The following is a 16,611-nucleotide window of genomic DNA, read 5'->3' as shown; positions in this document are numbered from 1 at the left end:
TGCAATGAACAATACGGTACATCTATCAAGACATCAGCTTAATGAAATCAAAATGAGTGGGAATCGCAGGTGCCGTGTTGTCAGCCGGGCATTTCCTGCCAGCAAACAACGGACCGAGGCGGGATCGCCTTTTCGATCGAGGCGCTGGGGCTTGCGGGGTACCAAAGGCCTTGGGCGCCGGGTAGCACGCACCTGATTTCCCCGTGACTGCGATTGAACACCACCGTCAACCTTTGGCCCGTTGGTCCGAGGACCATCATGAAGCCGTTTCGGCCGGGATCTTCCCAGTGTGACGGTGTCATCGGGTGTCCATCGGTGGTCAGCCACGCGACCTGATCGGGGGTGGCTGACGCGTCGTTCTCTTTCAGAAACTCACAGCGGCTGAGGAGCGGTGATTTCGCCCGTAATTCCGCCCAGGCACGGGTGAAATCTAGCCGGCCCTGATTGAGCTCATCCCAGTTGCGCCAGATGATGGCATTGTCCTGAGCATAGGCATTGTTGTTGCCGCCCTGGCTATGCCCGAATTCGTCGCCGGCGGTCAGGAGGATAGTTCCGCGGCTGGCGAATAGTGTAGCGATCAGAGCCCGTGCATCGGCTTCTCGCGCGGCGAGGATCGCTGGATCATCGCTCGGTCCTTCAACCCCATTGTTCCAGGAGTAGTTGGCGCCATGCCCATCCCGGTTTTCCTCACCATTTGCTTCATTGTGCTTTTCGTTGAAACAAACCAGATCGGCCAGTGGAAAGCCGTCATGGGCGGCAACGAAGTTGGTGCTGCGAGTTCTGCTGGCGCCGTTCTTGGCAAATATGTCGGAAGAGCCAGAGAGCCGGGTGGCCAAGGCGCCGGTCATGGTCGGGTCGCCGCGCCAATAGCGACGGATGTCGTCACGCGCATGGTCGTTCCATTCGAGCCATGGCGGGCCGAAATTGCCGAGCTGATATCCCCCGGGACCGATGTCCCAAGGCTCGGCTATCAGCAGCCTGTCATGCAGGACGGGATCATCGACGATGAGTTGTAGCAATCTGGCCTCAGAGGAAAAGCCGTTGGCGTCACGACCGAGGATCGGAGCAAGATCAAAGCGAAAACCGTCAATGCCTGCTTGGGTCACGAAGTGACGCATGGCCGCCAGCACCAGTTCCTGAACCACAGGCTGGTCGCAGGCCAGCGTATTGCCGCAGCCTGTGTCATTGATGAGCAGACCCGAAGTATGCTGGTCGTGGCGGTAGTAGGTTGCGTTGCCAAGACCGCGCATCGACAGTGTGGGGCCATGGATATCGCTTTCGCCGGTATGGTTGAAAACGACGTCCAGAATGACACTGATACCGGCCGCATGCAGCGCCTCGACCGCGTATCTGAGATCGGCGATGCCACCTGGCGCAAGCCGGGGATCAAGCGCAAGCATGGTCACCGGATTGTATCCCCAGGCATTGGTCAGGCCGAGAGGCGGCAGATGCCGCTCGTCGATCCAGGCAACGATGGGCATCAACTCGACAGCGCTGACATGCAGCTTGCGCAGGTGTTCAATGATGGACGGATGTGCCAATGCCCGCAGAGTTCCCCGATCCGCCTCGGGCACTTCGGGATGCAGCATCGTGAATGCACGGACCGGCACTTCATAGATAAGCCCGCCCGGTTCACACATCGGGCGGCCCGGATTGAGCGGAGGAAGCGGCGTTTCCAGAATCGCTTTCGGGACGATACTCGCAGTATCTTCGCCATGCTTTCCGAGACGAGGATCATAGGCGAAGGGGCGGTCCAGCCGGATCGCGTAGGGATCAACAAGCAGTTTTGAGGGGTCGAACAGATGCCCGTTCGCGGGCTGCCAAGGGCCATCGGCACGCAGGCCGTATCGTGTGCCAGCTTCAAGGCCTTGCACAATTGATGAGAACAGACCGCCGCTGCTCACCTCGAGGTCATGGCGAGCAATCTCGCGATCCGACGGGTCAAACAGGCACAGCGTAACTGATGAAGCCAATGGCGCGCGCACGGTGAAGCGTGCCCCTCCGGCAGTCAGTTCTGCTCCGGGGTTTCCGGGAAGTCCAAGATCGGCAAATCTGCTCATCAGGTGATTACGGTTGGGGCGTCGCGCCCTGTTAGCTTGCTGATATCGGCCAGCGCCTCAGCTGCATCAATCAGCGGAGCAAGCGCAGCCTGGGTATCCTGATCGTGAAGGCTCGGGTCAGGTTCATAGCGCTCCATGTAGATCCGCAGTGTTGCACCCGACGTGCCCGTTCCCGACAGCCTGTAGACCAGACGCGCGCCACCTTCGAAGAAAATGCGTAGCCCCTGATTGCGGCTGACTGATCCGTCGACGGGATCATGATAAGTGAAGCTGTCGGCCTTTTCGATGGTCAGCGATCCGGTCTGGTGGCCGGGCAGGCGATCGAAACTATCCTCGAGCGCGCGCATCAACTGGTTGGCGCTGTCGGCTTCTATCGCCTCGTAGTCATGCCTAGAATAGTAGGTCCGGCCATATTCGGCCCAGTGGGCCCGTACAATTTCCAACATGCTCTGGCGCCGCACCGCGAGTATGTTGAGCCACAATAGAACGGCCCAAAGCCCATCTTTTTCGCGGACATGATCTGAGCCGGTGCCCGCACTTTCCTCGCCGCAAATGGTGCAGCGTCCGGCATCGAGAAGATTGCCGAAAAATTTCCAGCCTGTTGGCGTTTCATGCATTTCGACGGCGAGCTTTGCCGCAACCAGATCGGCAGCGCCGCTGGTCGGCATCGAGCGGGCGATGCCCTTGAGCCCGGCCTTGTAGCCCGGCGCCAAGTGCGCGTTGGCCGCCAGCATCGCAAGCGAGTCCGATGGCGTTACAAAGATGCCACGTCCAATAATCAGGTTGCGGTCGCCATCACCGTCGGAGGCTGCGCCGAAATCAGGGGCAGTGGGTCCCATCATCAGATCATACAGAGCCTTGGCGTGAACCAGGTTCGGGTCGGGATGGTGGCCGCCAAAGTCTTCGAGCGGAGTGGCGTTGAAGACCAAAGCAGGATCAACGCCCAGACGCCGCTCCAGAATCTCGCGTGCATAGGGACCGGTGACGGCATGCATCGCGTCGAAGGCGACGCTGAACCCATCGGCAACGAGCGCACGAATGGCGTCGAAATCGAACAGCGTTTCCATCAGTTCGGCATAGTCGGCAACGGGGTCGATGACCTCGATTGTCATGCCGCCTGCTTCAAAAACACCGATCTGGTCCAGATCCACAGTATCGAAATCCGCGATCATGTAGCGGTCAATGGTCTGGGACCGGGCAAAGATTGCCTCTGTGATCTTTTCCGGCGCAGGCCCGCCATTGGAAATATTGTACTTGATGCCGAAATCTTCGGTGGGGCCGCCGGGATTGTGGCTTGCAGACAGGATCAGCCCGCCAAAAGCCTTCTTCTTGCGGATCAGATGCGAGGCTGCCGGCGTTGACAGGATACCGCCCTGGCCAACCAGAACGCGACCGAACCCGTTGGCGGCTGCCATTCTGATAACTAGTTGAATGACGTCGCGATTGTAGAATCGTCCATCGCCGCCGACGACCAGCGTCTTGCCCTCAAATCCTTCGAGACTGTCAAAAATCGACTGAATGAACGCTTCGGTGTAGCCCGGCGTCTGGAAGACAGGAACTTTCTTGCGCAGCCCCGACGTGCCAGGTTTCTGGTCAGGGAAGGGCGTGACGGATACGGTCCGGTTCATGTTGTTTCACTCGTTGCAGTAAGAAGTTCAGCATACAGGTTTGCGTAGCGCAAGGCGCTGCGATCCCAGGAGACATCCGCGTTCATGCCCTGGCTCTGAAGTTGCGCCCATACCTTGGGTTCGGAAAATGCTCTGACTGCCCGGCGCAGAGCCTCGCGCAAGGCATCAGGTGTGACCGGTGAAAACTGAAACCCGGTTGCCACCTGTGCGGCGCTTGCGGCCTCATTGGCGTCGATGATCGTGTCGGCAAGGCCGCCGGTGCGGGCAACGACCGGGACGTTGCCATATCGCAGCCCATAGAGCTGGGTCAGGCCGCAGGGCTCAAACCGTGACGGGACCAGGATCACATCGCCGCCGGCCTGCATAAGGTGTGACAGCGGCTCATCGTAGCCAATGACGAGACCTATATCGCCTGGATGTCGTTCTGCCGCTTGAAGCAACGCGGTTTCTAGAGCCTTGTCGCCAGAGCCGAGCACAGCAAGTCTCCCGCCCATGGCGACAATGTCGTCAACGAGTTCAGTGAGGACATCGATCCCCTTTTGCCAGGTCAGTCGGCTGACCACGGTGAAAACCGGCTTCTCGGTATCTGGAAAGCTGAAATATTCAGCGAGTGCCTTTCGGTTCGCATGACGTTTTTTGGGCTTTGCGAGACTGTAATTTGCGGCAATCATTTGATCGGTAGATGGATCCCAAACATCGGGATCAATGCCGTTGACGATGCCATGCAGGCTTGCAGCGCGGGCGTTGATCAAACCGTCCAGCCCCATGCCAAAGTCAGGTGTGCGAATTTCCTGCGCGTAGGTCGGGCTGACCGTTGTGATGGCCGTTGCCATTTGAAGGCCGCCCTTGAGAAAGCTGACATCGCCATAATACTCGACCCCATCAACCGAGAATACCGATTGCGGCAAACCAAGTTTCGGGAAAATGTCCGGTCCAAACTGTCCCTGAAACGCAATGTTGTGAATGGTCATCACAGTGGGGGTGGCCGAGGCCTTGCCCTGCTTGATGTAAACAGGTGTGAGGCCTGCCTGCCAGTCATGGGCATGGACGATGTCGGGCGTCCAGTCTTCAATTGCACCTTCGGCAATGTTGGCGGCTGCGCGGCTGAGGGCTGCAAACCGCAGCCAGTTATCGCGATGATCCGCGTTGGCGGCGTCTGTGTAGGGGCCACCTTCGCGATCAAACAGGTCAGGTGCGTCAAGTATGAGATATTCAACACCGTCTATAGTGCTCGTCAGAATGGTCGCGCTGACACCTAGAAGGTCGTCGAATTTGACCAACGGGACCGGATTGCGGAGCTTTGCCATGACCTGCTGATAGCCAGGTAGTAGCACCTGCATATCCACGCCATGGGTAGACAGCGCCGCGGGCAGGGCACCCGCGACATCGGCGAGTCCGCCGGTCTTGATCAGCGGATACACCTCAGAGGCGACAGAAAGAACCTTCATTCGTAGTACAGCCCCGCACGATCAAGCATGTCCTGCGTGATCAGACATATCCCGGATGCGGTGCGATGAAAACGGCTTGCGTCGACTTCGGGATCTTCGCCAACAACAAGTCCCGCGGGAATTTTGACGCCGCGGTCAATTACCACCCTGGACAAGTTGGCATGTCGTCCAATCACACACTCAGGCAGCACCACCGCCTCGTTGAGGTTCGAATAAGAACGGCACAACACTCCCGAGAAGAGTAGCGAACGCTGGATTTCGGAGCCGGAGATGATGCAATCGCCTGACACCAGCGAAGAAAGTGCCATACCGCGCCGGCCCTCTTCATTGTGCACGAACTTTGCCGGCGGCCGGATCTCGGCATATGTCCATATCGGCCAGGACCGATCATAGAGATCAAGCTCCGGCAGGATGTCTGTCAAATCGATATTGGCCTGCCAGTAGGCGTCAACGGTTCCGACATCACGCCAGTAGGCTTCCTTGTCCGGTGTCTCGCGGACGCAGGACTCAGCAAACCTGTGTGCCACAGCTTTGCCGTTCTCGACGATGTAGGGAATGATGTCCTTGCCGAAGTCGCGGCTTGAGCCAGGCGTCTCTGCGTCACGCCGCAGTTCATCCATGAGAAAATCGGTGTTGAAGACATAGATGCCCATCGAAGCCAAGGCCATTTCAGGGTTGTCTGGCATGGCTGGCGGGTCGGCAGGCTTTTCAACAAAGGCGATGATCTCGTCTTTCTCGTTGACATGCATGACCCCGAAACCGGTCGCTTCCATTCGTGGCACTTCAAGACAGCCAACGGTGACATCTGCGCCCGAATTTACGTGCTGCTGCAGCATAAATTCGTAGTCCATCTTGTAAATGTGATCGCCAGCCAGAATGACCATGAATTTGGGTTCATAGGCCTCGATGATATCAATGTTCTGAAACACCGCGTCGGCAGTTCCGTCATACCACTGTGTTTCGGAAACGCGCTGGCTGGCGGGAAGAATATCAAAGCTTTCATTGCGTTCGGGCCGCAAGAAGTTCCAGCCGCGCTGCAAATGCCTGATCAGGGAATGAGCCTTGTATTGTGTGGCGACGCCAATCCGCCTGATGCCGGAGTTCAAGGCGTTGGAGAGGGCGAAGTCAATGATGCGGGTTTTCCCGCCAAAATAGACCGCAGGTTTGGCGCGACGATTGGTGAGTTCCATCAGGCGGCTGCCACGGCCACCTGCCAGAACATAAGCCATTGCGTCTCGCGCCAGCGGCTGAACCCGTTTCTGCTCCATGTCTTCCTCCCCTTCGTTGTTACTCTTTACGCAACTATCCGAGCGTGAACATCAGTGTCGCCAAAGGCGGCAACGTCAGCTCCGCTACCGAGCGCCCGTCCTCCAAACGTGTCACCACTTCACCCAGGTTGCCCTTGCCGGAGCCGCCATAGATCGTGGCATCAGAGTTAAACACCTCAAGCCAGGTTCCGTTCCCAGGCATTTCTACACGATAGCCGATGTGGAAAGCGGGTGTCATGTTTGACACCACCACCACCGGTTTCTCGCCCGGCGCCTTACGCACCCAGGCGAACACCGAATTCTCAGTGTCATCGGCGATCAGCCATTCGAAGCCTTCCGGCTCGCAATCGCGGGCATGCAAGGCAGGCGTTCGTGCATAAAGCCTGTTGAGATCACGTATCAGATCCTGCATGCCGTGGTGGCGTGGATCATCAAGGTGATCCCAGTCAAGCTGCCGTGCTTCGCTCCATTCGCCACGCTGGGCAAATTCCTGTCCCATGAACAACAGCTTCTTGCCGGGGTAGCCCCACATCAACCCGTAATAGGCTCTCAGATTGGCAAATTTCTGCCACTCGTCGCCGGGCATCTTGGTCAGCATGGAGCCTTTGCCATGCACGACCTCATCGTGGGAGATGGGCAAGACGAAGTTTTCGGAAAACGCGTAAAGCAGGCCGAAGGTCAGCTCGGTGTGATGGTGTTTACGGTATATCGGATCACGCTGCATGTAGGACAGGGTGTCGTGCATGAAGCCCATGTTCCACTTAAAGCCGAATCCAAGTCCACCCTCGTGAACAGGAGCGGACACCTTGGGCCAGGACGTTGATTCCTCGGCGATTGTGACGATGCCAGGGTGGCTGCCGTAAACTGCCTTGTTCATGTCCTTCAGGAATTCGACCGCGTCGAGATTTTCCCTTCCGCCATCCTTGTTCGGGATCCATTCGCCTTCCTTGCGCGAATAATCGAGGTAGAGCATTGAGGCTACCGCATCCACGCGCAGACCGTCGATGTGATAGGTCTCGGCCCAGAACAGTGCGTTGTTGACAAGGAATGAGGACACTTCGCGGCGGCCAAAATTGTAGATGGCGGTGTTCCAGTCAGGGTGGAAGCCCTGTCGTGGGTCTGCATGCTCATAGAGTGCGGTGCCGTCAAACCGTGAAAGACCATGCGCGTCGGTCGGGAAATGCGCAGGTACCCAATCCAGAATGACGCCGAGGCCCACCTGGTGCGCGCCGTCGACAAAACGGGCAAAGCTTTCCGGATCTCCGAACCGGGCCGAGGGCGCGTAGAGACCGGTGGTCTGGTAGCCCCAGGAGGGGTCATAGGGGTGCTCGGAGACTGGAAGAAACTCGATGTGGGTGAAACCCATTTCGACGCAGTAGGGGATCAGTTCGTCAGCCAGCTGGTCCCAGGACATGAACGATCCGTCGGCATGCCTCCGCCAGGATCCTGGATGCACCTCATAGGTCGATATGGGCTGGCGGCGGGCATCCACCTTGCTCCAATGAGCCCGATGGGCGCTGTCCGCCCAGTCATGGTTTATCTCGGTGGCAACGATTGACGCAGTGGCGGGCCGCAGCTCGGCGCGGCGGGCGAACGGATCTGCCTTGAGAGGCAGTCTTTCCCCATCCGGGCCCAGTATTTCATATTTATAGGCGGCTCCGGGGCTTGCGCCCGGCGCGAAAATTTCCCAAACGCCGATATCGGAACGAAGGCGCATGACATGGCGGCGCCCATCCCAGTCGTTGAAGTCGCCAACGACCGAAACCCGGCGCGCATTGGGCGCCCAGACTGCAAAATGCACGCCGTCCATGCCTTCGTGATGGATCGGATGGGCCCCCATCTTGTCGAAGAGCCGGAAGTGAGAGCCTTCGGCGATGAAATAATCATCCATGGGGCCAAGCACCGGGCCATAGGAATAGGGATCGTCAATATCCCAGGCGCCTGATGAGTTCATCGCCGCGTAACGCAGCGGCTGGCGCGACAGGATGTCTATGTGTCCTTCGAAAAGACCGCCGACCGCGCCTTGTTTGAGCCAACCCGCTGATTTGCCGTCCAGAGTGACCGCCATGACGTCATCTGCGTCCGGGACAAAAGCGCGTGCTAGAAATCCACCCTCGAATTCCTGAACGCCAAGAACAGAAAAAGGGTTTCCATGCGTACCGGAAGCAAGCGCTTCTGCTTCGTCAGCCGAAAGGTGAGGCACCTCTTTGTCTGCGTCAGGCACGGATCCCTTTTGGGTCATGGGCCGGCTTTCCATATTTCCTTTGCGTACTGGCGTATGGTGCGGTCCGAAGAGAACCAGCCCACACGCGCGGTGTTGAGGATAGTACGGCTATACCAGGCCTCTTCGTCAACCCACAAACTGTCAACTCGACGCTGAGCCTTGGCATAAGCATCGAAATCTGCTGTGACCATGAACCAGTCATGATCATAAAGGCCGGCGATAAGGTCGCTGAAACGCGTGCGGTCGTCGGGGCTGAAGACACCCGACGAAATGGCGGTCAACGCCTGCGACAGTTCCCGTGACGCCTCGATGATGGCCCGGGGATTGTGGCCAGCTGCCCGGCTGTCGGAAACCTCGGCGGCCGTCATTCCGAAGATGATGATGTTGTCTTCGCCAATGCATTCCTGCATTTCGACATTGGCTCCATCAAGCGTGCCGATGGTCAGGGCGCCATTGAGCGCGAACTTCATGTTTCCTGTGCCCGAGGCTTCCATGCCGGCTGTCGAGATCTGCTCGGACAGATCAGCTGCCGGCACCATCACTTCGGCCAGCGACACGTTGTAGTTCGGGATGAAGGCAATTTTCAGCAGACCCCGAACTGTCGGATCATTGTTGATCACCCGGGCCACATCATTGGCCAGCTTGATGATCAGTTTTGCGTTGTGATAGCTCGGCGCCGCCTTGCCGGCGAAAAACTTGACCCGAGGTGTCCAGTCAAGCTCTGGGTGAGAGCGGATCTGGTCATAAAGCGCCACCGCCTCGACGATGTTGAGCAATTGCCGCTTGTATTCGTGGATCCGCTTGATCTGGATGTCGAACAGGGCGGAGGGGTCGACCTTGATCCCCATGCGACGGGCGACCAGATTGGAAAGCCTGATTTTGTTTTCTCGTTTCACAGCTGCAAACCGGGCGCGGAATTCCGCGTCGCCAGCGAAGGCGCCGAGAGCTGAAAGAGCTTCCGCATCATCCATGAAATCGTCGCCGATTGCTTCCCGGATCAGCCCGAACAGGCCTGGATTGCACTGCATCAGCCATCGGCGAGGTGTGATGCCGTTGGTCTTGTTGTTTATGCGTTCGGGGTAGAGGCCGTGCAAATCGGAGAACACGGTCTGCTTCATCAATTCGGTGTGCAGTGCGGAGACCCCGTTGATGGAGTGCGAGCCGATAAAGGCGAGGTTGCCCATTCGCACGCGCCGGTCTCCACCCTCGTCAATCAGCGAGACCGAGCGAACCTTCTCCTCGTCGTAACCGCGCTCCTTGCGGGCATGGCGCAACACCTTGGCATTGATGGCATAAACCAGTTGCATGTGACGTGGCAGGAGCCGTTCGAACAACGGGACCGGCCAGCTTTCCAGCGCTTCGGGCAGAAGCGTGTGGTTGGTGTAGCTGAAGGTCTTGCGGGTGATCTCCCAGGCAGGGTCGAAATCCATGCGGTGAACGTCAATCAACAAACGCATCAATTCGGCGACCGATACTGCCGGATGAGTATCATTAAGCTGAATGGCGACCTTGTCGGGCAATGTGCGCAGATCGCCATATTGCTGCAGATGGCGGCGCAGGATGTCCTGCAACGAGGCTGACGAGAAGAAATATTCCTGACGCAGGCGCAGTTCCTGACCTGCCTCAGTCTGGTCGGCAGGATAAAGCACGCGGGCAAGGGCTTCGGCCTTGTTGCTTTCGCGCAGCGCACCGATGTGGTCGCCGGCGTTGAAGGCGTCGAGCAGAATCGGATCGATCGGCTTGGCGGTCCAGAGCCTGAGAGTGTTGACCCGGTTGGCGCGCCAGCCGACAACCGGCGTGTCATAAGCGACCGCGATCATGCGCTCCTGGGGTTTCCAGACACAGCGCTGGGTTTCGTCCACGCCGTTACCGATGGTGTCGACCGATCCACCAAATCCGATTTCATAAGCGCATTCGTGGCGTGGAAACTCCCAAGGGTTGCCGCGGGAGAGCCAGGTTTCCGGCAATTCGACCTGCCAGCCGTCGCGCATCTGCTGCCGAAACAGGCCGTGGACATAACGTATTCCATAACCATAGGCAGGAATGTCCACCGTTGCCATCGATTCCATGAAGCAGGCGGCCAGCCGGCCGAGGCCGCCATTGCCGAGAGCTGCATCAGGCTCGAGAGCTGCAACGGCGTCAAAATCCACGCCGAGGGATTTCAGAGCTTCCTGGACTTCCTCCAGCAGGCCTAGATTGGAGACGGCGTCACGGGTTAGTCGACCGATGAGAAATTCCAGCGACAGATAATAAACACGCTTGCCGCCCTCTTCATATGTCTTGCGGGTGGATTCCATCCAGCGGTCGATGACGCGATCGCGGATCACCAGAATGGTGGCTGTCATCCAGTCATGCGGCTTGGCGACCTTGGCATCCTTGCCGATTGAATAGGTCAACCGTTCGATGATGTTGGCCGCCAGCGTGGCTGGGTCGCCGCTGCGTGGTTTTGGGGAAGGCAGGTCGGCAATCGCGGACTTGGTTATCATCGAATATCCCATTCATCTTGGGTCGGTGCGTGCCGGGCGGTTCCCCGCCCGGAAGGGCATCATGAGGAAACTTGGCTCTTCAAGCAATGGATGATTTCGGATCGAATATCCAGCGTTTAAATCCATTAGATCGACGATTATCCGTCGAAAAGCGCGCCAAATGGGTTGGTGCGACTGCCTATTCCGGGATCGCTTTGGCGTTAAAACAGGCAGGCCGCGGCGTACCCAGACCTCAACAGGCACACTCAGCCAGAATCTGGCTTGAAGTCTTCGCATTTGCCGGAACAGATTCTTTGAGATGCCGACTTATTGCGTCCGTGCCTTTCCCAATTGACTGGCTGTTCCGCCGTTTCAGAAGCCTGCGCCCGGGGCGATTGAGGAGATGCTTCCGGCGGAAGCGAGGAGGTTGGATTTTCCACCCTTGTAGCCGAAGATGTAGTTTGCCTTGCCCGATATCGAGAACAGCGGGGCGTAGCTTCGCTTTGCGGTGTCGCTTTCAACGGCGTCGGTCATGTTGTCCAGAATCACGCTTTCGCCCTTGAGTGCGACGGACAGGACGGCATGGAACAGGCGGCGGCTTGTGTCCTTGAGGACGACGATTTCCATGGCTGTCATCGGAACACCGAGGCGCGACAGCAGGGCCATTTTCAGGATGGCGTAATCTTCGCAATCGCCGCTGCTGCGGCCCAGTGTTTCGTTGGGTGTTGACCAGTAGTCGAGGCGGCCATGGTTCTGCTCATCCGTCTTGTAGGCCACCATCTTGTTGACGGACGCCGAGACATGGCGGAGCTGCGCGCTGATGTCCAATCCCTTGAGGTTGAGACTGTCGGCGAGGTCGGCGCACTGGTTGATGCAGATGGCGGACGAGCCGGAGCTTGCTGCCTTGCGGATCAGGGCAGAGATGCGCACGCCGCTCTTGATCTTGCCGAAGCGGATCCTGTGGGCGCCGAAGAGCGGCAGATCCTGCCGGATTGTCTTGCTGAGCTCGGCGCCGGCGGGAGCAGCAGCTGCGGGGATGGAGGCGGTGGTGATCCGGTCCTGAGCTGCCGGCTGGTCATCTTGCAGGCCCTGCGGGGTGCTGTTCAAGGCCGCGAGGGCAAGCGGAGGCAGGCCGCTCAGGCTCAGGCGCAGGGTTGTGGAAGCGCGTGCCGGGGTCAACCAGGTCGGGTTCACGATCTGGGCTTGCCGGCGTTTGAGCGGCGCAGCTTCACGGACTTCGGTTACCACTTGGGGTTTTGTTACAGGCTTTTCGTAGACGTTTGCCCGAGCTGCGTTTGCGCATAATAATGAGATCGCCAAGGCAGTATTTGAAATAGCAAATTTCTTTATTACTATTTTTTGCATTTTATTTGCTTCCCCAATTAGCTGCGGGAAGCCTACTCAATCAAATATAACATCCTCAAAATAAACAAAACTAACGGATACATGGATATTTTGATAAAATTTGATTCAAATTGCTGATTTGACCAAACTTCGATGTGCGCGTCAAAACACAGTCGAAAGGTGTATTAGTGATGCATAAACCATTAGAGGCATGATTATATATGTTGTGAAATTAACCAATTCTATAAATACGCGTCTTTGACATACCGTGATATGCCTAAGTATTTTTAAGTATTTGTCAATAAAGTGTTAACAGTTTAAAAGGGGGTAATTTTAAGCAGGAACACTTTTATGTTGAAAATTGGCAATGCTATTTCCTCGGAAACCACAACCGGCAATGTAGGCACTGACACCGGCATGGATGCGGTTCTGATAGCTCAGGCGGATACGGGGTCAGACTCTGCGACTTCCCCGATATCCGATACCTCTTCCTCAGGGGCGGCGCCGGGCATGAGCGTTATTGTTCCCAATGCCGAGAACCGGGTGACATTGGCAGCCGATGCCAGCATCGAAGAGATACAGCTTGATGGTGACGATCTTTTGCTGATCCAGCCGGACGGGTCGCAAATCCGAATCATCGGTGGGGCGCTGAGTGTTCCGACCTTCATCATAGGCGATATAGAAGTGCCGCAGGACGTTCTGGTCGCAGCGCTAGATTCCAATGGCTTCAATGTTGCTGCGGGTCCGGGCAATACGCTTTCGGTGTCGCCACAGGCGCCGACAGGCTCGGGTGGTGAGTTCGAGGATTCAAGCGGGGCTTCGATTGCCGGTGACAGACTTCAAGCGCTGGGGCTTCTTGGTGATGATCCAGGCGCTGGAAATGGAGCTGGTGCGGTTCCTGAGATCAACGATCCCGGGAACGTCGCCTCGGTAGTGAGCGGCGGCGTGTCCGCCGGCGAGATTGTCGAATCCGTTGACAATCCTGGCGGCGTGGATGCCGATCCGGTTTTGGCCACTGGCTCGATCACTTTCTTCGATCCGGATTTCGGCGAAACCCGTGACGCCGAAGTGACGGCCCGTACGGTGGTGTCTAAGGTGCTCGACAACGGCGGCACGCTGACTGCGGCGCAGCTCGATGCGCTGCTGGCCGGATTCAGCCTGAACACGCCTGGTGGCATCACGGTCGAATCGACCTCGGCTGCCGGCGGAGCGATCGACTGGACCTATCTGGTTGGCAATGCTGCGGTGGATTTCCTCGCCGCTGGCGAAGTCATCACCCTGTCCTTCGATGTCCGTCTGAATGACGGCATCTTCGCGGTGACCCAGGCGGTCACAGTGACGGTGACAGGTACCAATGACCAGCCTGTGATCGAGGGTGCTTCTGTTCTTGCCGACGCGATTGCCGAGCAGAGCGACGTGACTGGTTCTGGAGCCGCGCTGACCGCGACCGGGCAGATTGTACTGTCTGATGTCGACCTGACCGACACCCACACAACCAGTCAGGCCTTTGTCTCGGCTGAATGGTCGAGTGGCGCTGACCTGAGCTTTGATCCGGGCACTCTTGCAATCGGTGCGGTCAATCAGACTGCCGATACCGCCGACTGGACCTATACGATCGCAGATAATGCGGTCGACTTTCTGGCCGCAGGCGAGACGCTGACAATTACATATGATGTCACCGTACAGGACGACAGCGCCTTATCTGACGCATCCTCAGCTATCCGTCAGCTGGTGGTCGTCATAACCGGCACCAATGACAAGCCGGTGATCACCTCCGGTGCACAGGACGGCATCGTGAACGAGCAGCCTGATCTGGTCCATGACGCTGATGCTGATCCGATTGACGTCAAAGGCACAATCACGTTTGACGACGTCGAGCTGTCGGACCAGCCGACGGCGGCGGTAACCGGAAGCGAGGTGACGACGGCGACGCTTGCCAATGGCTACGTGTTGACAGCCGCCCAGCAGGCAATACTTCTCGATGCCTTCAGCCTTGATGCTGCAAATGGCGTATCCAATTCGAGTTTTGGCGACGGCAAAGGCGAGATCGCCTGGACCTACGACGCGACCAACGCGGCGATCGATTTTCTGGGCGAGAATGACGAGTTGGTGCTGACATTCACGGTGACTGTCGATGACGGCCATGGCGGAACCGCCGCGCAGGATGTGACCATCACCGTCAACGGTACCAATGACGCACCGTTGGTTCATCAGGTAAAGGTTCTCGGTTTTTTGGTGGAGTCCCTTGATGCCGCCTCTGGCGCTGATGCGGAGCCGGGGGTTCTGTCCTCCAGGACGCTGTTCACTGATGTGGACCTGACGGATGCACCAACGGCTTCTGTGACGACACGTGAGCTGACCACTGCGACGCTGGCCAATGGCTATGTGCTGACGGCTGAGAAGAAAGCAGCGGTTCTTGACGCCTTCAAACTGACCGATCTGGTTGACGGTGTAGCCGATTCAAGCTTCGGCGATGGTGCCGGTCAGGTTGACTGGAGCTATGACGTCAGCAATGCGGCGATCGACTTTCTCGGAGAAAATGACGTCCTGCAAATGACTTTCAGGATTACGGTTGATGACGGCAACGGCGGCACCGCCGAATCGGGTGACATTTGGGTCTACATCTATGGCACAAACGACAAGCCTGTCATCTCGGCTGTGACGGATGTGTCGGAAACTCTGGATGAAGCCGATGCCGCATTGTCCACGGCAGGTTCGTTTGACGTGTCGGATGTGGACACCAGCGATATCGTTTCAATCACCGGAGTGACGGTTGCAACATCGGGGACTGGTCCCATTGCGGGCATGCCTGACAACGCCGCACTCCTGGCGATGTTTGGGAGCAATTCTGACAGTGTGATCAATAGCCTGTCCAACACCGGCACGGTCAACTGGACGTTTGCTGCAGACTCGCATGCATTTGATTACCTGGGCGATGGTCAGACACTCGAGTTGACCTACACAGTGAGCCTTTCCGACGGCAATCCCGGGACCGTTGAGCAGGACATCACGATCACGGTCGTCGGCACCGACGACGCGCCTGAAATCTCGACGCCTGCCGCCGTGCCATCGACCGATGAAGACACCAGCCTGATCATCAATGGTGTCAGCGTGGCCGATGTGGACAGCGACACGCTCACCGTCACGCTGACGGCGGGCCATGGTGAACTCAGCCTTTCCGGCCTTGCCGGGCTGAGCTTCAGTGCCGGTGACGGCACGGCTGACGCGACAATGATTTTCACCGGCTCGGTGGCCGACATCAACGCGGCACTGGCGGGTATGAGCTTTGCGCCGACTGCGGACTATACAGGCCCGGCGGAGATCGCCTATTCGGTCAGCGACGGAACGACGGCGGCGGTGACCGGCACGATTGATGTCGATGTCACGCCGGTCAACGATGCTCCGGAGGCGGTCATCGCGCTGGCTCCTGCCGGCGGTGAAATTCTGGTCAACACCGCCACCGCGAGTGTTCAGTCCTCCCAGCGGATCACGGCGCTGTCGAATGGCGGCTTCGTGGTGACCTGGCGGGATTACAGCGAGGGTGTCGGCGGCGCCGCTGGGGATACAAGTGGAACCGCGGTAAAGGCGCAGGTGTTCGGCGCGGACGGAACGCCAACGGGCACGGAAATCCTCGTCAACACCGCCACCGAGAGCTTTCAGAGTGAAGTTCAGATCACGGCGCTGTCGAATGGTGGCTTCGTGGTGACGTGGCATGATGACAGCCAGGGTATCGGCGGCGCCACCGGCGATACCAGCTCCTACGCGGTCAAGGCGCAGATGTTCGGCGCGGACGGCACCGCCGTCGGCATGGAGCTTCTGGTCAACACTGCCACCGCGGACAATCAGTTCGACCAACAGATCACGGCGCTGTCGAAGGGCGGCTTCGTGGTGACGTGGCAGGATCACAGCGCGGGCGTCGGCGGCGCCGCTGGGGATACAAGTGAAACCGCGGTCAAGGCGCAGGTGTTCGGCGCGGACGGCACCGCCGTCGGTACGGAACTTCTGGTCAACACCGCCACCGAGAACTATCAGACCGCCCCGCGGATCACGGCGTTGTCGAATGGCGGCTTCGTGGTGACGTGGCAGGATAGGAGCCAGGGCGTCGGCGGCGCCGCTGGGGATACAAGTGAAACCGCGGTCAAGGCGCAGGTGTTCGGCGCGGACGGCACCGCCG

General features: G+C 58.2%; 8 protein-coding genes. 1 reads left to right on the top strand and 7 read right to left on the bottom strand.

What is annotated here, in order from left to right:
* Positions 1–80: 80 nt before the first annotated feature.
* The 7 genes from glgX to WNZ14_RS00010 form a co-directional block, all read right to left on the bottom strand.
* A complete protein-coding gene (glgX, locus tag WNZ14_RS00040) occupies positions 81–2,060 on the bottom strand; it encodes a glycogen debranching protein GlgX (RefSeq protein WP_342866574.1) in 1,980 nt (659 codons plus the stop codon).
* The gene (locus WNZ14_RS00035; RefSeq protein ID WP_342866573.1) at positions 2,060–3,688 is read right to left on the bottom strand and encodes an alpha-D-glucose phosphate-specific phosphoglucomutase; all 1,629 of its coding nucleotides are present in this window, start codon (positions 3,686–3,688) and stop codon (positions 2,060–2,062) included. Before WNZ14_RS00035 ends, glgX begins: the two co-directional genes overlap by 1 nt.
* Positions 3,685–5,136, bottom strand: coding sequence for a glycogen synthase GlgA (gene glgA, locus WNZ14_RS00030; RefSeq protein WP_342866572.1), 1,452 nt, complete (start codon positions 5,134–5,136; stop codon positions 3,685–3,687). Before glgA ends, WNZ14_RS00035 begins: the two co-directional genes overlap by 4 nt.
* Positions 5,133–6,404 carry a glucose-1-phosphate adenylyltransferase gene (gene glgC / locus WNZ14_RS00025; RefSeq protein ID WP_342866571.1) on the bottom strand — a complete coding sequence of 424 codons (1,272 nt, stop codon included), beginning with the start codon at positions 6,402–6,404 and terminating at the stop codon, positions 5,133–5,135. Before glgC ends, glgA begins: the two co-directional genes overlap by 4 nt.
* A gap of 34 nt (positions 6,405–6,438) precedes the next feature.
* Complete coding sequence (glgB, locus tag WNZ14_RS00020) at positions 6,439–8,646, bottom strand: 1,4-alpha-glucan branching protein GlgB (RefSeq protein ID WP_342866570.1); 2,208 nt, start codon at positions 8,644–8,646, stop codon at positions 6,439–6,441.
* Positions 8,643–11,126 (bottom strand): glycogen/starch/alpha-glucan phosphorylase, encoded by a 2,484-nt coding sequence (locus WNZ14_RS00015; protein WP_342866569.1) that lies wholly within the window; start codon positions 11,124–11,126, stop codon positions 8,643–8,645. Before WNZ14_RS00015 ends, glgB begins: the two co-directional genes overlap by 4 nt.
* A gap of 339 nt (positions 11,127–11,465) precedes the next feature.
* The gene (locus WNZ14_RS00010) at positions 11,466–12,341 is read right to left on the bottom strand and encodes a transglutaminase-like cysteine peptidase (protein ID WP_342866568.1); all 876 of its coding nucleotides are present in this window, start codon (positions 12,339–12,341) and stop codon (positions 11,466–11,468) included.
* A 606-nt stretch (positions 12,342–12,947) separates the two neighbouring features.
* Here WNZ14_RS00010 and WNZ14_RS00005 point away from each other — a divergent pair.
* The coding region (locus tag WNZ14_RS00005; protein ID WP_342866567.1) for a VCBS domain-containing protein at positions 12,948–16,611 on the top strand (3,664 nt) is incomplete at its 3' end.

The sequence above is a fragment of the Hoeflea sp. AS60 genome (genome assembly GCF_038900115.1).
Lineage (GTDB): Bacteria > Pseudomonadota > Alphaproteobacteria > Rhizobiales > Rhizobiaceae > Hoeflea.
Note: the sequence above shows the minus strand (reverse complement) of the source record. Positions and strands in the feature narration are given on the sequence as shown.

Excerpts from the sequence above, each read along its gene's own strand:
- glgX (WP_342866574.1), bottom strand. The coding sequence starts at position 2,060 with ATGAGCAGATTTGCCGATCTTGGACTTCCCGGAAACCCCGGAGCAGAA.
- WNZ14_RS00015 (WP_342866569.1), bottom strand. The coding sequence starts at position 11,126 with ATGGGATATTCGATGATAACCAAGTCCGCGATTGCCGACCTGCCTTCC.
- glgB (WP_342866570.1), bottom strand. The coding sequence starts at position 8,646 with ATGACCCAAAAGGGATCCGTGCCTGACGCAGACAAAGAGGTGCCTCAC.
- glgA (WP_342866572.1), bottom strand. The coding sequence starts at position 5,136 with ATGAAGGTTCTTTCTGTCGCCTCTGAGGTGTATCCGCTGATCAAGACC.
- WNZ14_RS00035 (WP_342866573.1), bottom strand. The coding sequence starts at position 3,688 with ATGAACCGGACCGTATCCGTCACGCCCTTCCCTGACCAGAAACCTGGC.
- glgC (WP_342866571.1), bottom strand. The coding sequence starts at position 6,404 with ATGGAGCAGAAACGGGTTCAGCCGCTGGCGCGAGACGCAATGGCTTAT.